This window comes from Lewinella sp. IMCC34191, assembly GCF_003390935.1.
GTDB lineage: Bacteria > Bacteroidota > Bacteroidia > Chitinophagales > Saprospiraceae > Neolewinella.
Map to the genome: position 1 here is coordinate 268,210 of NZ_QNQZ01000003.1, position 19,575 is coordinate 287,784.

The following is a 19,575-nucleotide window of genomic DNA, read 5'->3' on the forward strand; positions in this document are numbered from 1 at the left end:
GTTGGGGGGGAATGCGAATTAACCCAGCTTTCTCTTGATATAGGCGGGCAGACGGCCCTTGTCGTCGAGGTCGACCAGCTTTTCCAGCAGCTCGTCGGTGCCTAGCGCTTCCTTATTGTCTTTGTAGTAAGCGATCACGCTACGGATACCGGCGAGGTTGGCCTTATCGGGGTTGGGCACCGGATGGGCCACGACGAACTCGATGTAACCGGCCATGAACATGGGTACCGATTCACCATACTGCAGGAAGGGCATTTTGTCCTCCAGCGTAAGGTTGATTTCAGTGGTTTTATTTAGGTACCATCCGAGGTAATTAGCGGCCTGCCGCCGCTTACCCGGATTCTTTTTGGCCGGTGCGTCCTGTAGGAAATGCACGTACTCCATGAGCTTATAATCCTCGTCGGAGAGCTCGGTTTCGGCGGTGGTTCGGGTGGCTTTGCCGGCTGGTGCGGAGGTTTCCGGATCCGTATTGGATACATCGACGGAGGCATACATATCCTGCGCCATGGCAATGGAAGATAGGAAGACCACCAGGGCGGTCAGTAGGCTTTTCATGAGATTCGCTTTGTTGGGATGCGACGCCATAATGACGCGATCCCGGGTATATAAGTCGACTGCCCGGTAAAAACCGGTACAACCGCGGAGGGCTAGCGCGCCTGTTCCTTATCGGATTCGGCGACCATTTCCGCTTCGGCTTCAGCCTCGGCGTCCTTGGCGCGCTCCTTTTCTATTTTTTCGAGTTCTTTAGCGACCAGCTTGGTGAGCTTGTCCTTTTCCTGCATCTTGACCAACTTATCCAGTTGCTTATCGCGGCCGAATACATCGGTGTTATCCAGGTAGTACTCCGCTACGCTTTCCAATGCGGTCATATTCTTGGCGAACTCGTCCGCCTCCGGATCCTGCAGGTCAACCTTGGCATAGCTGCCCATGAAGATGGCCATCGACTCCCCGTACTGCAGGTAGGGCATCGCGAAGGCGTGCAGTTCCACCGTTACATCGGGCGTACCGACCAGCCACTGCGTGAGATAAGACACTGCCTCCTTGCGCCGGGATTCGTATACGTCGGCGGGAAAGCGGCGCAAATGATCCACTACCTCGATGACCTTCTCATTTTGGGCCGTGTAATCAGCCTCCGTGCGATAATTCACATTTGGTATAGAAATCTCCTGAGCAAAAGCAAAGGTGCCGCAGAACAGCGAAAATGCAAGTAGATAGTTTTTCATGAGGTAGGGTTGCTATGTGTAAATAACGACCCACCCCGAGTTTATTGGACGTGTTAAGGGTTTTTTATGGTCCCGACTTTATCGCTCACCGATTAAAATTAATCATCGCAACGGCCTCGTAGTAAGACTCCAGTTGCGTACCGTGGGGCGCACTCGTTTTGATCAGCAAGGGAAATTCGAGCGTCAGGCTGTCGCCCGTGAAGGCATCGATGAAGTGTAGGCGGCTGCCCCCATATATGGCATCGGTAAGTTCAATAAAGTTTCGGTCGGGCGTGAGCGACCAATCCCCCCGCCCAATAACCCGATCGCCACTGAATACGGTATAGGCCCCCTCTTCTGTGAACTCGAAATCGAGCTGCTCTACTTCCCTAGCCACCATACCACCGAGGCGCTCGAAATCCTCCTGGTAGGCATACTTTAGTTTGCCCGGTGCCGGTTCGTCGGTGATCGTTCCAATGGAGACGCGGGAGTGATTCAGCAACTCGGAAAGCTCCTGCATACCCACCGCTTCCGGAAGCACGGAATGCAGGCGTTGGAGGGGAATAGGTCCGACCGGATCATGCATGGCCGTATCGTGGGCGACGTATGCCTGGGGTTGCCCCGCCCCGTCCCCGGTAAACAGGAGAATGCCCCGCCGCCCGCCGGCCTCCTCCGCGTCGTACGGAAAGTAAACGGGAATGCTCCGGTACGAAGCCCGTTTACTGAGCCCGCTGGAAATTCTTTTTACCCCCTGAAAATCGGGGTCTTCACGGAAAAGATGCACGCGAACCTCCGCAACGGGGCCGGTAGCGATCGCCTCCTCCGCGAAATAAGCCAAGTACCTTGTTCCGTCAAGGTCAAGGCGGTAGGTATAGCCGGGCACTGCATCGCTCATATCGTGTACCGACAGACGCTCCCCTAGCACGTACAGCTGTCGTCCGATAATCCCACTGCTGTCTCGCACGATCACGTGTAGCGAACTGTCCGGCTGTACCTCGTAAACGATATACCTCACATCGGAAAAGGTAGCCAAGCTGTCCCCGGCGTAAGCGGGCACCCGCTCGCGGTGGCGGAGAAAGGGCGAGAACAACTCCGCGGTGTCTCCCTCGATGCGCATGCGGAACCCGTCGTAATTACCGGAAAAAATCAACAGGTCCAGTGGCTTGCCCTCCGTGAGCAAATAGTCTTTCCCCTTAGGTATGCTCACCGGGCCCGCGCTTCGCGTATCTCCGCACCCGCACGCCAGGTAAAGAATCATCAGCAACGTCAGGTTTCGCAAGATCATGGCAGGGTCGATCGGTGCCGGCGGGTCCAATACCTCGCTGGTCTAGTTCTTGTAAAAACGCAGCTCCGTCATGGGGCGGTAGTAAGACCGCAGGCGAACGCCCCGTGGCTCGAGGGTCTCCACCTCCAACGGAAAGGGAATAGCAATATAGTCATCCCGGTACGCCTGAATCATCGTCAACCCGTGGGCCGCTGATTGGTCGGGCATGATCAGCATGAAGTTGCGGTCCGGCGACAGCGCCCACCGACCCTGCCGCACGATCCGGTCGCCCGCAAAGAGCGTGAAGCCTCCATCCTCCGCGAAGGAGACATCGAGACCGGGCAGTTCATCGCGGGTAAGAATGGGGTCGTGTTCCTGACTAGGTTCGACCTGATAAGCAATACCGATGCTGTCCGGCTCCTCCGGCAACTCCATCACCTGCACGCGCCCACGATTGAGCAACTCGAGCAGATCCTTCGCCGCCATGGTTTCCGGCAGCAGGGAAGGGAAAGGCTGCAGCGCCAGCGTATCGATCGGCACGGGATTGATGGTATCCCTACCCATTACGTAAAGTACCGGTGTTCCGTCGGCAAGTAACCCGGGGAAGGCCAACGGTCGCCGCATCTGCCCGGGGGCACGATCGCCCGGCAGATCGAAGACAGCGTGGATGCGTTCGTCCGAAGAAAACCCGTATCCGCTCGTGCGCGCACCTACTTCTCGTTCCCCATCGTCTTCGACCGTCATTAAATGCGACATGAAGTATCGATTGCCGGAACTGTTATTCAACTCCGCCAAGTGCACCACGAGGGAGTCGGCCCTTCCTTTTACCATAAATGTCTGACCGACAAGGGAATCCGGCCAGTAACCGGCGGCCACGGGCGCTACCGCCGCGAAGCGAAGCGCGTAACGCTGCGTTGGTGAATGCCACGTAGCGTTCAGGGTGCTATCGGCTTCCAGGGTATACTCCAGATAGAGGGAATCGTCGCGGCCCGTGGGGCGCTGGCCTGCAAAAGCGGCCACCGTCGTTTCGTAATCGGTAAAGGGGTCAAATAGCCGGGCGCTATCCTCCTCCAGGCTTAGTCGCAGCACACCAAACCGGGAACTTTCGTCTAGAAATTCGATCGGCCTGGCTGCGGTAAGCGCGTACTCCTGATCCTTCGGACCGGACGCTTCCGCGCCGTTGTCGGGCGACGGGGCGCAGGTATAAAACAGCGCCACGAAGGAGCAAACAGATACAATAAGCCGGATCATAGTAAGGGGTAAGTAGGCACGCGAAAGGCATCTTGTCACCGACAAGATGCGTGACAATCGGATTTTGGCTGCCACCGGCTGAAGAAATACCCGGGGCCGCCAGATTCCCTACCCAACCAGCTCAGGGGCACTTGCCAAATAGCGGGGCGGACTTGTCAACTTTTACATGGTATCGGAGTTTCCCTCCGTCGTAGTAAAACATGATCGCTTGGTTTTCGATTGATCTTGCACCGGGCTGGATGGTTTAACCATTTTACTACGCGGCATTTTTGCAAAATTTACGCTTCTCAGTTCATGCTCCGGCCACATTTCAGCCCACCGCGGCCGCAGTTCGTCAGCCTTTCTATCTTACCGCAATGATCGCCGATCTTCCCGCTTCCTTTTCAACTACCGCCGAGAGCGCCATCCAGCGGCTGGACCCCGACTTGTCACCCCACGAGATGGCCGCCACCGCCCGGGAACTGGCCGACGCCATAGTGGAGCGCGGGGAGGCTTGCCCGTCCGACGAATCGGCCGACCTCTCCGATCTGGAATGCCGCCTTCTTCACTTCGAATGGGCGGAGCAGGCCAAGCATTTTCTGATGCTGTTTCGCGACGTACAGTTGCAATTACAGATCGCCGAGCTGTTGGTGCGGGAACGCAAAACCGATAAAGCTTCCGTACGGACCCTGTACGAGCGGTCTCGCGGTACGCTCCGGGAAGCGCTGGGAGAGTGGGAAGGCGATCACCAGGCCCGCCTCGAAGCACTCCAGCGCAACGAGCGCACGCGCAAGAAGCAGCTGAGTGCCTGGAAGTTGCAGCACAATCCGTGGCCCCTGTACCGCCACCAAATCAAGGAACTGGCCAAGCAATCCGCGTCCCTTGCCGACGAATACGACGCGCTGCGGCAGGAATCCGACCATCTGGCGAAAGTGCGCGAGTTGCTGGAGGAAGCCATTGCCGGCAGCCGCAGTACGCTGGACCGCGCGCGGCAGCGGGCCGAAGACATTATCGAGTACATCAACCAGGAGAAGGCCGACCTGGAACGTCCGGGTTCCATTGCCGCCAAACTCGAGGATTTCGCCGAGCAAGACCTGGCGCCCCCCCGGCTGGACCGATACACCAATGCCGTCACGGCCGGTATCGCCCGGCTCAGCGAGGAGCAGCGGGTTACGGTCGCTTCCGATCAGGGCATTTTGCGGTATAAGGAAATCAATTTCCGCCGTTCGACCGATCAGTGGATCAGCGCGCAGGTCATGCCGCTCGTTTACGAAATTTGGGAACTCAGCGAGCAAATGCGCAACGGACTCGACGTAGCCAGTGCCAACGTACGGAACCGAACCCTGCTGCTGGCCAACGAAATAAAGGCAGGCAACGAAGTCGAATTCGACAACCGCCAGTTGGCTCAGCCCCTCACCACCTTCCTGAATAAAACGACCGAGCTCCGGCAGCAGTACGATACCCTGCGCGAACGGGTGGAGCACCTGATCTATACGGATCTCGAACTGGCATCCGCCTACCGCGACGTCCCCGGTTTTCTCCCCCTACCGCTACAGCGCGGCCTCGACGCCTTCACGCGCAAACAGGGTCGCGTGCTGGGCCGGCTCACCGAATGGCTGGGTAAATACGCCAGTGGCCTTAACCGCCGCATCGGCGAAGCGACCCGCGAGGAAAAGTTGAGCGTTGCTGAAAAAACCGTGCGCGTGGTGCGGCAACGTACCCTTTCGCCCCGTAACAGCGCCTACACCAACATCCTGATGACACGCGGCTACATTGGGGAATCCTTCCTGGTAGGCCGTGAGCAGGAAACGGCCCACCTGCGGCAACTGATCGACAACTGGAAGGCGGGCTACCGCGGGGCCGTGATCCTGACCGGGGAGCGCCTGGCGGGAAAAACGCTATTCGGAGAACTGGTTACCAACCGCTTTTTCGCCGGGGAAACCATTCGGCTCGAGCCGAATGCTTCCATCACCGTCCAGGGGCGGAGGACAAAGACGACCGGCAGCCTGGAAGCCGCACTTTCCTTCGTGCAGAAGTACACGGTGCAATCCCGCCCCCTGGTATGGATCGACGACCTGGAAACGTGGACGGACAAAACCACCACCTTTGCCGCCAACGTGCGGGCGCTCGGAGAGTACATCGACGATTATTCCGGCCGCATTTTTTTCCTGGTTTCAACCAGCAACGCCGTTTATAATCACCTGAATCGCTACCTGGAGATCGACCGCGTCTTCCAGTCGGAGATCAACCTGGACGACTTCAGCCTTCCGGACATGGAGCAGGCCGTACGAATCCGCCACGGAGCCACCCACAAGATTTTGGTCGACGAAGACGGAGAATCCATTAGCGACGCCCACTTCGCCAAGCTGGTGCGCCGGATCTACCGGGCTACGGAAGGAAACGTGGGGGATACGATCAATCGGTGGGCGTACTACACGCAGCGCTTTGACGACGACCGCGTCCACCAACCCACGGGTAAGCGTTATTCCCTGCCGGCCTTCCTCTCCCCGGATACCGCCACGCTGCTCGCTACCCTGCTATTGGAAAGACGTACCCGCGACTACCGTCTGCGCAAACTGTTCGGACCTGCTTACCAGGAACGCTACGCCAGTATCCTGCAACGACTTATCCGCATCGGCCTGGTGACGCGAAACGCCGACGGCTCCCTCGAGATCACCGAAAGCGTCGTGAACGACGTGGGCCGGCTGCTCGAAGACGAGGCTTACCTGGTATATACCCGCTAAATCATGCAAACGCTCCTTACGCCCCTATTCAACTGGATGGACCTGCTGCTCGCGGCCCTCGTGTTGTACGGCATTTATGCCTTGCTGTATTTCCTGCGCGATCGGCTGGAAAAAACGAAGCGCCCCGAAGGGTTTCGGGCCCGAAGTTTCCAGGCTCTCGCGGCCGGCCTGCTACTGTACGAACCGATCGCCGTGCTGATGCTCTTTATGATCTTCGTATTTATTAATCCGGCAGTGCATTTCTTAGTCGTGCTGCTGTTGATCGCGGCGGGCTTTTCGCGCATCCGGGACTACCTCAGTGGGCGCATCGTGCTGTTCACTCCGCTCATCGCGGTCGGTAAACGTATGAAGACCGAGCGCTACACCGGCGTCATTTCCCGTATCAATCGCATCGGGCTGTACCTGCAGACCGGTGAGGGGCTGCACTTTGTCAACTACACTACCCTACTCACCGGAGGCTACTCCCTGATTACCGGCAAGGACATCGGGGGCTACTACCAGCTACTGCTTTCCCCGCCGGAGGGGCAGGAAGAACCCCTGCGGGAACTTGCCGACCGCCTTACCACCGCGCCCTACCTGGACCGCAGTTTCCGACCGGAGCTCTCGTACGCGGAGCACCGGAAAAGCCAGATCCAGGCCCGGCTTTCGGTCCGGGAAGAAAAACACCTGACCGAGCTCCTGGCCCTGCTCGGTGAATGGGGATACCCCGCCACCATTGCCCAACGCTAAGACCAAACCGACACTATGCAAAACGTCGACCCCTATATCATCATCATGGCGGCCTCCGTCATCATCATCCTTTCGTTCTTCTTCGGGGAGATCGCCAAGCGAACGAATATACCCTCCGTCCTTATGCTCATCATACTGGGCATTGTTGGCAAGTTCGGGCTGGATGCCGTCGAACTGGGCAACCTGGACTTCTTCCCGATCCTACAGATTCTGGGGATCCTCGGGCTGATCATGATCGTACTGGAAGCCGCCCTGGAGCTTAAGCTGGAACGGGACAAATTTCTGCCGATCGGCAAGTCGCTACTGGTGGCCGCTATCGGCCTGGTAGTTTCTACTTGGGTGGCCGCCGAGATCCTGACCTACTTTATCGATGATATGTCCGGCCAGATTGCCTGGCTTTACGCCACGCCCCTCTCTATCCTATCCAGCGCGATCATCATCCCCAGCGTAACCGGCCTGAAGGGGGCCAAGCGGGAGTTCCACATCTACGAAAGCACCTTTTCGGACATTCTCGGAATCATCCTCTTTTACTTCCTGCTCAGCCAGATCCCGATCGGCGGAGGGGTGGAAGAAGGGCTGGAAGCAGTAGAACAGCACGGCAGCCCCATTGAATTTCTGCTGAACGTCGTAGCCACCGTAGCGGCGTCGATCGTAGCGAGCTATGCCATCATCCTCATCTTTCAAAACATCAAGAGCCACGTCAAGCTGTTCCTGCTCATTGCGGTGCTGCTCTTCCTTTATTCCCTCGGGAAAACCATTCACCTGTCCTCGCTCATCATCATTCTGACATTCGGACTCACCATAGCCAACATGCGGCTCTTTTTCCGGGGCAAACTGAAGAAGTGGCTGAACTATAAAAAAGCCCTGCACATTTACGAAGACCTCCACGTGGTCACGGTAGAGACCGCCTTCGTGGTGCGCACCTTCTTCTTCGTGATCTTCGGGGTGACCATCTCCCTGGCCAGCCTGCTCAACGTAGACGTAGCCATCGTCAGCATGCTGATCATCCTGAGCATTTACCTCATTCGCTTTATCCTGCTGCGCATTTTTATCGGCCCGGACCTGCTTCCGCAACTCTTCGTAGCTCCCCGCGGCTTGATCACGATCCTGTTGTTTTACAGCATTCCTCAACAGATCCAGATAGCCGGTTTTGAGCCCGGAGTCCTGCTCTTTATCATCATCGGTACCAGCCTTATAATGACCCTCGCGATGGTGATCGATAAAAAGCGCACTACTTCCGCTATTCGCAAGGTCGCCAGCACCCCGATCGGCTACGAACGGTGGAAAGCCCCCAGCCTCGATGATTCCGTCGTGGAGCGGGAAGCGCAGCACTAGACCATCACGGAAGATGCTTCAAAAATCGTGGAAGCCATGAAAATTTCTAAAAAGTGGCTGATTTTGCCGGGAGTGCTGATCGTAGCCGCTACGGTAGCTTATTTCCTCGGACCCACCATCGATTTACCGGAGTACGGCACCGCTTTTCCGGATATGCCGGAGGACTTGGATGAATTGGAAAGCGAAATAGCCCGCGATGAGCGAGCTGCTCCGGTACGACCTAATAATGAGGCGCGCATCGTATGGGCGTCAGATGCACATCAACCTACGGAGTACGCCTTCGTATACCTGCACGGGTTCGGCGGCAGTTACCGGGATGGCTACCCGGTCAACGTCAACGTGCCCGCCATATTCGGTGCCAATGCTTACCTGAGTCGCTGGTCGGGCCACGGCCTGGAAGCCGAGGATGCCCTGGAATTATTTACCCCGGATGATGCGTGGAACGACGCGAAAGCCGCCCTCCTGATCGGCCAACGCATCGGAAATAAGGTGATCCTCTTCACCACTTCTACTGGTGGTACGCTGGGACTCAAACTGGCCGCGGCCTATCCCGACCGCGTCCATGCGCTCATCAATATCGGACCGAACGTAGAAGACGACCAGCCCGGTGCTTCGCTGCTGATGTCCCCCTGGGGTCACGAACTGGCCCATCTCGCTTCCCTGGGGCAAAAACGAAAAATCAAGCACGACGAGCCGAAAGCCGACCAGTACTTCGATACGATCTATCCGGCCGAAGCACTCGTACAACTTCAAATACTAGTACAGACCACCATGGTGGATACCACCTTCGAGAAGGTTAGCTGCCCGGTGCTAAGCATGTATTATAAGGAGAACTTCCTGCAAAAGGATCAGCACGTAGAAGTCACCCGGTTACCGGCCGTCCACGATCTGTTCGCCACTCCCGAAGGTCAGAAAATGATCGTGACCCTACCGACACCCAAAACGCACTTCATGGCCAGCGACATCAAATCGAAGGACTGGAGGGCTACGCAGCGGGTCATCGTCGACTTCTGCCGGGATGTGCTCGGGATGGAGCCGCTACACCCCGTCGATTACGTCGCGCACGCTCCCGGCTTCTAAGAGCCGGCTGCGCGCCTCTTGGTACGACAGGCCGGTAGCCTCTACGATCATTTTCGATCCCCGGTCGATCAGCTTGGCGTTGCTAAGTTTCATATCGACCATCCGGTTGTCGCGAACGCGGCCGAGGCGGATCATTACCGTGGTGGTGATCATGTTGAGAATTAGCTTTTGCGCCGTACCGCTCTTCATGCGCGTGCTGCCGGTCACGACTTCCGGGCCGACCACGGCTACGATCGGGTGATCGCAAACTTTGGTCACCGGAGCACCGGGGTTACAGGTAACGCATCCGGTGAGGAGGCCCGCTTCCCCGGCTTTTTGGAGACCGCCAATCACGTATGGTGTAGTGCCGGAGGCAGCAATACCGATCAGGATATCGTCTGCATTCGGGGCATGTGCCTGCAGGTCTTTCCAGGCCTGCCCCTCACTGTCTTCCGCCGCTTCTACGGCGTCCCGCAGCGCCCGGTCGCCGCCGGCGATTAGACCAATTACCATACCGGGCGGAACGCCGTAGGTAGGCGGGCATTCACTGGCATCCAGCACGCCTAATCGACCGCTGGTGCCGGCGCCTATGTAAAAGAGACGGCCACCGCGCTCCATCCGGGGAACGATCTGCTCTACCAGGTCAGTCAGGGCGGGGATGCATTCCCCGACGGCGGGGGCGACGAGCCGGTCCTGTTCGTTTATAAAGGTCAGCAGTTCACTGGCGGAACGCTTTTCCAGATCGCGGTAGGGTCCGGGCTGTTCGGTAATACGCATGGCGGGAGTTAGTTGTCCGCCGCTAAGAACGCTTCTTTCGTGGGAATGGAGATGCCGTTGCCTTCTTCTTCGCCGGTAAGCGCTTTCGTAAAGGCTTCCACTTCATTGCGGAACGTCACCACTTGTTCGTGCAGTGCCTCTCCTTCGGCGCGCTGGCTCGCGGACGGACGGCCGGGGAACGAAGAGATGGAAGAATAGAGTTGACTGACTTTCTCTCCAATCTTTTCGCCCTCGTTGATGTAACCGTCACCGCCCGTGAAAACTATTTTAGACTGCAAGGCCGCTGCTCGCTCGGCCAGTTCATCCATGCCTGATTCCGAGGCCTGCAGCCAAATTTGCTCGAGTACCTCGTGGAGGTAGGCCAATTCTTCCGAATCATTGAAGAGCTGCATCAACACGGCATACTGGTCGGCGCGGGCGTCTGCGGTATAGGGTGATTCCGGATCCACGGCCAGTACGACCTCCGTCATAAAGGTGTCCCGGCCCTTTACCAGCTCGACCCGGTAGTTGCCGGCGGGCAGGCGGGGGCCATACATGGTCCCGAACTGGGCCGACCGGTTGTCACTGGGCGGCGCTTTCGGTTTATCCATCGTGGTGGGTAAGGATACGACGTTCAGGCCCGCCCCCTTTCCTGCCTGCAGGGTACGGATCAGTTCTCCCTGACGGTAGATGTTGACGAACATTTTTCCGAAGGTGTGTCGCCTGTTCGCGTAGTAGAGAATGTTCAGGTCCTCGCTTGGATTCGGACCGCTAAAGACACCGCTTCCCGCGTATTGGTTTCTACCTGCGGCCCCACGCTCTGAAAAAAAGAAGGTATCGCGTTCAAGGAAGGTGATCGGGTTTTCGCCCAGGCCCGGCCCCAGCTGGCGAAGCGCTTCCAGATCATCCAGGATGATCACGCCCCGTCCGTGGGTTCCCAATATCAAGTCGCCCTCGGTTGGATGAATGACCATATCGCGGATGCCCACCAGGGGAACCTGGTTGCGAAACGGTGCCCAGCTTTTGCCGCCATCCAGGCTTAGGTACAGGCCGAATTCCGTGCCGAGATAGAGCAGGTTCGGCTGCTCGGGGTCCTGCCGGACACTAAGGGCGTAACCCCGTATTTCCTCACTGTCCAGTCGTTCCCAGCTCTGTCCGGCATCGGTGGTGCGGTAGAGGTAGGTATTCATATCGCCTCTGCGATGGTTGTCGAAAGTCACCAGGGCGGTTTGAGGATCGTGCGGACTGGCATCGATAAAGGTGACCCAGCTGCCCGCGGGCAGGCCGTCGGTTTCCGAGTTGACCTTATTCCAGCTATCACCACCGTTTAGCGTAACCTGTAGGTTTCCATCGTCGGTTCCAACCCAAATCACCTGGGGGTCGCGCGGACTTTCCGCCACGGCGTAAATGGTGGTGTGGTTTTCCGCGCCGGAATTATCGATACTCAGTCCACCGCTCTTCCACTGCTGTTGTAGGCTCGTGTCGTTGGTCGTCAGATCGGGACTGATGCGCTGCCAGCTGTCGCCCTCGTCGTCGCTCAGAAATAAATATTGGCTGGCGAAGTACAGCCGCTCGCCATCCGGGCTGAGGTAAAGCGGAGCGCTCCAGTTGAACCTTAGTTCTTCCGCTTCCTCATCCGGATAGGGGGTAATGCTTTTGGCTCGTCCGGTGCGTTCGTCGAACCGGGCCAGGTTGCCCCCCTGGTACTCACTGAATACATAATGCGGTTGAGTGGGATGGCGGAAGCTATAGAAACCATCGCCCCCGAGGGTCTTATGCCAGTCCGAATTCCGGACTCCCCCGGGCCGGCTGCTGGGTCCATACCAGCTGCCATTGTCCTGCAAGCCGCCGTAGATCCGGTAGGGATCGGCATTATCGACCGATACGTGATAGAACTGGCTGACGGGCAGATTTTGCCACATCTTAAAGGTGTAGCCCCGATCGAAGCTTTCGTAAACGCCGCCGTCCGTAGCTACGAGGATGTGACGCCCGTCGGAGGGATCGATGTACACATCGTGGGCGTCGGAATGAATGCTCTGGTCGAAGGTCCGCCAGCTGTTCCCGGCGTCCTGCGTGATAACGGCATTAAGGCCGCATTTCACGACGATGCTGTCGTTTGCGGGGTCAACGGCCAGGCGCGCGAAATAGAAGGGGCGGATTTGGTTGGGAAAGGTGCGATCGACCAGCGCCCAGGTGTCGCCACCGTCTTCGCTGCGGTATAAACCTTTGGTCTTTTCGCTTCCGGTTTCCACGCTGGCGTAGACGACGTCGCCGTTGCCGGGCGCGACCGTAACGGCAATACGCCCGAGCGTTTCGGTGGGAAGCCCCTCGGAAAGTTTCTCCCAGTTGTCGCCCCCGTCGCGGCTGCGATAGAGCGCGGAAATACCGGTATATCCCGAATCGAAGGAGTGGGGGTACCGGCGATGACTCCACATGGCGGCGAAGAGAATATCGGGATTAGCGGGGTCCAAACTCAGACTGGCGGCACCGGTGGCTTCGTCCACGTAAAGGATTCGCTCCCAATTCGCTCCGCCATCCGTCGATCGATAGACGCCGCGCTGGGTGCCATCGCTCCACAGCGGCCCGAGGGCGGCCACGTAGACGGTATCCGCATGCTGTGGGTGTACTACGATGCCTGCAATCCGCTCGGTTGAGTCCAGTCCCAGGTGTTCCCAGCGATTGCCGCCGTCCAGGCTCCGGTAAACCCCGTCACCGATGCTGACGCTGTTGCGTACCCAGGGCTCCCCCGTGCCGACGTACACCGTCTGCGGATCGGCGGGTGCCAGGGCGATCGCTCCGATGCTCTGTACGTGCTCATCGAATACGGGCTGGAGGGTGGCGCCGTTGTTGATGGTTTTCCATACGCCGCCGCCGCCGGCTCCGATGTACACCGTCGCCGCGTCCCCGGGATCGACGGCCAGGCAGCTGACCCGGCCACTCATGGTAGCCGGTCCTATCTGCCGGGCACGTAGATCACCGAAGAGGGCGGTCGTGGTGGTGAAATCCGACTGGGCAGAGAGCAGCCAGGACAGGCAAAGCCCGCCGAGTAAGAAAATTGATCGCATCATAAGGGGTGAGTGTCGTAGCGGTCTGCGAAAACGGAAAGGCAAAGTCGGAGGTGCCGGATGATGCTTTACATACTATCCATGGAGAAGAAGTTCTCCGGCAATTCGGGGTTGATGGCGGCGGTTTCGAAGGTCATGGCCATGACGGTTTGTCCGTTCACCTTGTTCTCCATGTACATGGGAATGATGACATTATCTACCTCCTGGTAATCGCTCAGGTAGGTTTCCATCGTCATACCCTTCATTTGCCCGCCTTCACTGGTGAACGACATCATGACGGGGACCATGGTTTCCGTATCGAAGTAGTAGGTGCGGCTGAAGCCTTCGTCGTTGGTGACGAGAACGCCGTAGGTGGGTGTACCGTCGAGCTCCCGGCCTTCTACATTCTCCAGCGTGTAACCCCGGGCTTCGGTATCGACGAATACGTCCAGAAACGGGCTGGAGGTCAGGTCGGCCGCTTCTTCCGCGGACATTTCCTTGGGTTCGGTGATGCCCTGCATGGGGAAGTACATCCAGGCGGTGGTGCCATCGTAGGCCTGGACCATCTGGTTGCCCTGAATATTCAATTCTACGCGGGTCTTGTCGCCCTCTGCGGAAGTTACCGTTATGGGAAACTCCATGCCCTGCATATTGGCTTTTCCTTCGAACTGGTATGCCTGCAGTGCTTTCCAGGCGTCGGCGCCGCCAATGGTCTCTATGTACGCGTCGGCGATCTCCCGGGCGGGGGGAGCATCAACGGCCGTCTGGGCACTGAGGGGGAGGAAACATCCGACGGCAAGCATGATAAATAGGGTCAAATTTTTCAAAGTAAGTCGGTTTGTATGGTCACGAGGACCACCTGTGTTGAATATCCTAAAGATACGGCGGGGCAACCGGGCCGCCCTCCGCCTTTCGATCAACGGTTAAAACTTTTCGATCGACCGAACGTGGAGTACCTCCGAAGGCGAAGGGCTATCTTTGTCAAAAGCACTGCGTGGAGCCCCATACGCCTTTCGACAATTACTTCAAATCAGCCTTTACCGTAGACAACGTGATCTTCGGTTTCGACGAGGGCGCCCTCAAAGTGCTGCTCATCCGGCGCAGTGAAGCTCCCTACGATGATTATTGGGCCCTGCCTGGACACTTCGTACGCGAAAAGGAGGCCCTGGACGAGGCCGCGCGACGCGTATTACTGGAAACTACGGGCCTGGAGAACGTTTACCTCGAGCAGTCGTATACCTTCGGCGCCCCCGGTCGGCATGCCCTGGGCCGCGTCATCACGGTAGCGTATTACAGCCTGGTAAAGATTGCCGATTTCAGCCCCCGCGCGCTTACCCTTTCCCGCGAGGTGGCCTGGCATGACCTGACCGGCCTGGACAATCTAGCCTTCGATCACCTGGAGATTCTCCTGACCGCGCGTGATCAGTTACAACGCAGCATTCGTACCCGCCCGGTAGGATTCGAGCTTCTGCCCCCCGAATTTACCCTTACCGAACTGCAGCACCTCTACGAGGCCATCTGGGAAACCAAACTGGAAAAGCGAAACTTCCGGAAGAAGATCCTGTCCATGGACCTGATCTTACCCCTCGACCGCACCCAGGAAGGCGTCAGTCATCGGCCGGCCCGCCTTTACCGCTTCGACGAGAATCGCTATCGCCAACTGACACGGGAAGGTTTCAACTTCGAGGTAAAGGGATAGTGGCACCGGTGGGTGGCAGAACATGCCGATATGGCGTGACAAACTTTCCGCATTGATCAATGGTCCTAGATTTGCCGGTTGACCGGCGTGAGAAAATTTTTTAAGAACATGAGTCAGAAGAAACCCGACGAGCCCATCGTAGACGATGAGATGCTGGAGCACAGCGATGCCGCCCCGAAAGAACATTCCGGTGCCGACGATCTGAAATCCGACGAGAACCTGCAGGAGAATATTCCGGATAGCGTTGACCTTGACGAACTGCAAAAGCGGTTGGAGGAAAAAGAAGATCGCTACCTACGCCTCTATGCCGAGTTTGACAATTACAAGCGCCGCACCCAGCGCGAACGCCTGGAAATGATGGAGACCGCCGGGAGCAAGACCATGAAGTCGCTTCTACCGGTTCTGGATGACTTCGACCGGGCCGCGCAGCTGGCCGAAAAAGACGAGAACACCGCCGAAATTTGGAACAACGGGATCGGACTCGTCCACAAAAAGCTGATCTCCGCTTTGGCTTCCCAGGGACTGAAATCCATGGACAGCACCGGAAAGGAATACAATTCCGACCTATACGAAGCAGTTACGGAGATACCCAACCCCGAAATGAGTGGCAAAGTAGTCGACACCATCGAGCGAGGCTACACCCTCAACGGACGCATTATTCGCCACGCTAAGGTGGTAGTGGGCAAGTAGGCCGCGGCCCATCCCAGCACAATTTAAGAGCATAGCCATATGGCCAGAGATTATTACGAGGTACTGGGTGTTCCGAAGAACGCCGATGCCGATACCCTGAAGAAAGCCTACCGAAAACTAGCCATGAAGTATCACCCGGACCGCAATCCGGGAGATGCAGCCGCGGAGGATAAATTCAAAGAAGCTGCCGAAGCCTACGATGTCCTCAACGACGGCGACAAGCGCGCGCGCTACGACCGCTTCGGTCACGCCGGCGTGCACGGACAGGCCGGATTCGGAGGCGGCCCCGGCGGTATGACCATGGAGGACATTATGTCCCAGTTCGGAGACATGTTCGGAGACGGAGGCGGAGCTTTCGGTTCCTTCTTCGGTGGTGGTGCCGGCGGAGGGGCACGTCGCCAGCCCCGCGGCGAGCGCGGTTCCAATTTACGTATCAAGGTTCCCCTGACCCTGGAAGAGATTGCCGAGGGCGTAACCAAGCGCATCAAGGTAAAACGGCAGAAAGTCTGTGACGTCTGTGATGGCAGTGGCGCCAAGGATGCCAGCAGCGTGGAAACTTGTCGGACCTGTGGCGGAGCCGGGGTAGTCCGCCAGGTTCGGTCCACTTTCATCGGACAAATGGCCACGACCACGACCTGTCCCACCTGCTCGGGAACGGGAACACAGATCAAGGCCACCTGTAACCATTGTAAGGGAGACGGCCGCGTCTACGGTGAAGACACGATAGAGGTCAACATCCCGGCCGGCGTCGAGGAAGGTATGCAACTGAGCATGCGCGGTAAGGGCAATGCCGGCCGCCGCGGCGGCCCTCCGGGCGATCTTTTGATCAACGTACAGGAAAAGCCCCACGAGGAACTGCAGCGTGACGGCCAAAAGCTGATCTACGATCTTTACCTGAACTTCGCCGATGCGGCCCTGGGTACCTCCGTTGAGGTTCCGACGATCGCCGGACGGGTGAAAATCAAGGTGCCCGCGGGTACGCAATCCGGGAAGATCTTCCGCCTGCGCGGCAAAGGCCTCCCCGCCCTGCAAAGCCACCACCGAGGCGATCAGTTGATCCACGTCAATCTCTGGACGCCGAAGAAACTGACCCGGGAAGAAACGGAACTCCTCGAACGGATGCGGGACATGGAGAACTTCGATCCGAAACTCGAAAAAGGGGATAAGGGATTCTTCGAGCGCATGAAGGAGTATTTTTCGTGAGCAACCGGTTCTTTCTAGCCTTAACCGTTCTACTCTTCGCCTCCTGCGGACCGGACGTCGTTTACCAGGAAAAAACGGATTTCGGTCCTGACGGGTGGCCGTACGCCGATAGCGTAAGCTTTGCGTTTCCCATCACGGATACTACTGCTACCTACGATCTCGTCCTGACGGTTGACCACACCCAGGACTTCGTTTCCCAGAACTTTTACGTTCACCTGAGAACCCACCTCCCCGGCGGTACCGTGCTGGAGCAGCCGCTTTCCCTGGAGCTTGCCGATAAGTTTGGTGAGTGGTACGGTGACTGCGATTCCGAAGATTGTACCACCGATATATCTATTCAGGAAGGTACCCGCTTTCCCCAGGCGGGGGAGCATCGCCTGGTGGTGGGTCAGTATTCCCGGGAGGATCCGTTGCCGGAGATTACGGGCCTGGGTTTTCGTATCGTTAAGCGCTGATATGAGGGTGGCGGAGCGTTAACTCCGCCGAAGTGAAGCATCCCTGATATGGAGGTGGATAGCTCTTACCCAGTGACGAGTATCCCCGGAGCTGGAGCTCCGGGACCCTGGATGGGGGGGGAGCTCCAGCTCCGTTGAAGTGCAGAATGACCTGCTATAAGCGGGGTTGTCGCGTGTAAGCTAGCGAGGATCCCCGGAGCTGGAGCTCCGGGACCCTGGTTGGGGGGGAGGCGTTCCAGGTCCGCCGAAGTGCAGAATCAACTGCTGAGCCCGTGCAAGTCATGCGTATGACGGCGAGTATACCCGGAGCTGGAGCTCCGGGACCCTGGTTGGGGGGGGGAGCTCCAGCTCCGTTGAAGTGCAGAATGACCTGCTATAAGTGGGGTTGTCTCGTGTAAGCTAGCGAGTATCCCCGGAGCTGGAGCTCCGGGACCCTGATTGGGGGGGGAAGGCGTTCCAGCTCCGCTGAAATGCAAAATCAATTGCTGAACCCGTGCAAGTCATGCGTATGACGACGATTTTCCCCGGAGCTGGAGCTCCGGGACCCTGGATGGGGGGAGGCGTTCCAGGTCCGCCGAAGTGCAGAATCAACTGCTGAGCCCGTGAAAGTCATGCGTATGACGACGAGTATCCCCGGAGCTGGAGCTCCGGGACCCTGGTTGGGGTTACCCCAGATAACTCCGTAGCAAGTTCTTATTCCGGCTACGCCGTAGCCGGCGAATAGCCCGCTCCTTGATCTGCCGAACCCGCTCGCGGGTCAGGTCGAAGCGATCGCCGATCTCTTCGAGGTTGAGTTGCTCTTCACCGTCCAGTCCGAAGTAGGCGGCCAGTACGGCACGCTCCCGGGGGGCGAGGAGATTGAGGTTGGCGACGACTTCCTTGCTGAGGGATTCGCCCATAACCTTGAGGTCGGGATTGGAGCCTTCGTCGTTGGGGAGCGTATCCAGCATGGTGATATCGCTGTCATCTCCGGCCACGGGGGCATCGAAAGACAGGTGCCGCATGCGGCCGCGCATGGCCCGGTCGACGTCCGCGACCGAGATCTGCAGAATTTCGGCGAGCTCCTCGGGTTCCGGGTCGCGTTCGAATTCCTGTTGGAAGCTCGCGATCGCCTCGGTGACCTTCGTGTAACCGGCTGCCTTATTATTCGGCATGCGTACCAGGCGGCTGTATTCGACAATCGCCTGCATGATGCTCTGCCGGATCCACCAGACGGCGTAGGAAATGAATTTGAAGCCCCGGGTCTCGTCAAAACGCTTAGCCGCCTTGATGAGGCCGACGTTTCCTTCGTTGATGAGGTCGGACAGGCTGAGCCCCTGGTTTTGATACTGCTTCGCTACGGAAACAACGAATCGCAGGTTGGCCTTGGTGAGCCGTTCGAGCGCCAGCTGGTCCCCCTCTCGGATGCGGGCGGCCAATTCTGCCTCGTCCTCCGGGGTCAACAGATCGATCTTTCCGATATCGGTCAGATACTTTTCCAGGGCGATACTCTCGCGGCTGGTAATCTTGTTGCTGATTTTTAACTGACGCATTCTAATCTACCTTTTCAAACCTGAATCCATTTATTGGCTAAAAGCAAGTCCTAATATAGGAAACTTTACCCACGCATTTGGATAATGCATCCCACCGAAGGATTAGTTACCGACCGACCCGAATTAATTCGGTCCGACGCTTCGCTTAACTTTGCAAGCCATCTACGGTTTCCACTCTTATAACGTATTCGATCAAGTAAGCGCACCCGATGGCCAGTAAACTGTACAGTATTTTTTCTTTGAAGTGCCCCACCTGCCACCAGGGGGATCTTTTCCCCACCGGCAGTTTCTCTTACCGTCAGCCTTTCGCGCAGTATACGCACTGCCCCGCCTGCGGGCAGCCCTACTTCCCCGAACCGGGTTTTTACTACGGTGCGATGTTCATCTCCTACATCGGATCGGGCTTCTTCTGCCTCGGCGTGGTCATGTTTCTACACTGGGTACTGGGCTGGTCGATGCTGGCCTCTTTCGCTGCGCTCATCGGTATAGTGGCTATCCTGTTCGTGTGGTGGTTCCGCGTCAGCCGCTCCGCTTACCTTAACTTGGTCTTCGGATACAAGCCGGAAAAGGCCGCCGCCGCCGAGGCCGGCACCATCAACGTTTCGCCCCCCACCACCGTCAAATCAACCTGAT

The 19,575-nt window shown here is 57.8% G+C and carries 17 protein-coding genes; 9 read left to right on the top strand and 8 right to left on the bottom strand.

The window, feature by feature from the left end:
- Positions 1-18: 18 nt before the first annotated feature.
- From DRW39_RS08325 to DRW39_RS08340, 4 genes are all read right to left on the bottom strand, one after another.
- Complete coding sequence (locus DRW39_RS08325; protein ID WP_157976003.1) at positions 19-555, bottom strand: hypothetical protein; 537 nt, start codon at positions 553-555, stop codon at positions 19-21.
- Between the two features lie 92 nt (positions 556-647).
- A complete protein-coding gene (locus DRW39_RS08330) occupies positions 648-1,223 on the bottom strand; it encodes a hypothetical protein (RefSeq protein WP_116106566.1) in 576 nt (191 codons plus the stop codon).
- Positions 1,224-1,308: 85 nt separating this feature from the next.
- Positions 1,309-2,409, bottom strand: a complete 1,101-nt coding sequence (locus DRW39_RS08335; protein ID WP_198664823.1) for a hypothetical protein — start codon at positions 2,407-2,409, stop codon at positions 1,309-1,311.
- A 120-nt stretch (positions 2,410-2,529) separates the two neighbouring features.
- Entirely contained in the window at positions 2,530-3,717 is a 1,188-nt protein-coding gene (locus DRW39_RS08340) for a hypothetical protein (protein WP_116106568.1), read from the bottom strand.
- A gap of 356 nt (positions 3,718-4,073) precedes the next feature.
- Here DRW39_RS08340 and DRW39_RS08345 point away from each other — a divergent pair, with 356 nt between their 5' ends.
- The 4 genes from DRW39_RS08345 to DRW39_RS08360 are packed head-to-tail and all read left to right on the top strand — an operon-like array spanning position 4,074 to position 9,584.
- Positions 4,074-6,440: a hypothetical protein gene (locus DRW39_RS08345; protein ID WP_116106569.1), complete on the top strand. Its 2,367-nt coding sequence runs from the start codon at positions 4,074-4,076 to the stop codon at positions 6,438-6,440.
- 3 nt (positions 6,441-6,443) lie between these two features.
- Positions 6,444-7,169, top strand: a complete 726-nt coding sequence (locus DRW39_RS08350; RefSeq protein ID WP_116106570.1) for a hypothetical protein — start codon at positions 6,444-6,446, stop codon at positions 7,167-7,169.
- 15 nt (positions 7,170-7,184) lie between these two features.
- Positions 7,185-8,504 (top strand): cation:proton antiporter, encoded by a 1,320-nt coding sequence (locus DRW39_RS08355; protein WP_116106571.1) that lies wholly within the window; start codon positions 7,185-7,187, stop codon positions 8,502-8,504.
- Between the two features lie 36 nt (positions 8,505-8,540).
- Positions 8,541-9,584, top strand: a complete 1,044-nt coding sequence (locus tag DRW39_RS08360; RefSeq protein WP_116106572.1) for an alpha/beta hydrolase — start codon at positions 8,541-8,543, stop codon at positions 9,582-9,584.
- Here the strand turns inward: DRW39_RS08360 and murQ are convergent.
- The 3 genes from murQ to DRW39_RS08375 form a co-directional block, all read right to left on the bottom strand.
- Entirely contained in the window at positions 9,543-10,340 is a 798-nt protein-coding gene (murQ, locus tag DRW39_RS08365) for an N-acetylmuramic acid 6-phosphate etherase (protein WP_116106573.1), read from the bottom strand. The two genes, DRW39_RS08360 and murQ, sit on opposite strands and share 42 nt — an antisense overlap.
- An 8-nt stretch (positions 10,341-10,348) precedes the next feature.
- A complete protein-coding gene (locus tag DRW39_RS08370) occupies positions 10,349-13,387 on the bottom strand; it encodes a hypothetical protein (RefSeq protein ID WP_232830100.1) in 3,039 nt (1,012 codons plus the stop codon).
- Positions 13,388-13,452: 65 nt separating this feature from the next.
- Positions 13,453-14,181: an outer membrane lipoprotein-sorting protein gene (locus DRW39_RS08375; protein WP_116106574.1), complete on the bottom strand. Its 729-nt coding sequence runs from the start codon at positions 14,179-14,181 to the stop codon at positions 13,453-13,455.
- 176 nt (positions 14,182-14,357) lie between these two features.
- Here DRW39_RS08375 and DRW39_RS08380 point away from each other — a divergent pair, with 176 nt between their 5' ends.
- From DRW39_RS08380 to DRW39_RS08395, 4 genes are all read left to right on the top strand, one after another.
- Positions 14,358-15,062: an NUDIX hydrolase gene (locus tag DRW39_RS08380; protein ID WP_116106575.1), complete on the top strand. Its 705-nt coding sequence runs from the start codon at positions 14,358-14,360 to the stop codon at positions 15,060-15,062.
- Between the two features lie 108 nt (positions 15,063-15,170).
- Positions 15,171-15,752 carry a nucleotide exchange factor GrpE gene (locus DRW39_RS08385; RefSeq protein ID WP_116106576.1) on the top strand — a complete coding sequence of 194 codons (582 nt, stop codon included), beginning with the start codon at positions 15,171-15,173 and terminating at the stop codon, positions 15,750-15,752.
- Between the two features lie 39 nt (positions 15,753-15,791).
- Positions 15,792-16,955, top strand: coding sequence for a molecular chaperone DnaJ (gene dnaJ / locus DRW39_RS08390; RefSeq protein WP_116106577.1), 1,164 nt, complete (start codon positions 15,792-15,794; stop codon positions 16,953-16,955).
- Positions 16,952-17,410: a gliding motility lipoprotein GldH gene (locus DRW39_RS08395; RefSeq protein ID WP_157976005.1), complete on the top strand. Its 459-nt coding sequence runs from the start codon at positions 16,952-16,954 to the stop codon at positions 17,408-17,410. The genes dnaJ and DRW39_RS08395 overlap by 4 nt, the downstream gene beginning before the upstream one ends.
- Positions 17,411-18,075: 665 nt before the next feature.
- Here the strand turns inward: DRW39_RS08395 and DRW39_RS08400 are convergent.
- Positions 18,076-18,942, bottom strand: coding sequence for an RNA polymerase sigma factor RpoD/SigA (locus tag DRW39_RS08400; RefSeq protein ID WP_116106579.1), 867 nt, complete (start codon positions 18,940-18,942; stop codon positions 18,076-18,078).
- 209 nt (positions 18,943-19,151) lie between these two features.
- On the opposite strand from DRW39_RS08400, the gene DRW39_RS08405 reads away from it, so the two are divergent.
- On the top strand, positions 19,152-19,574 hold the full coding sequence (locus tag DRW39_RS08405) for a DUF983 domain-containing protein (RefSeq protein ID WP_116106580.1): 423 nt from the start codon (positions 19,152-19,154) through the stop codon (positions 19,572-19,574).
- The last annotated feature ends 1 nt before the right edge of the window (position 19,575 follow it).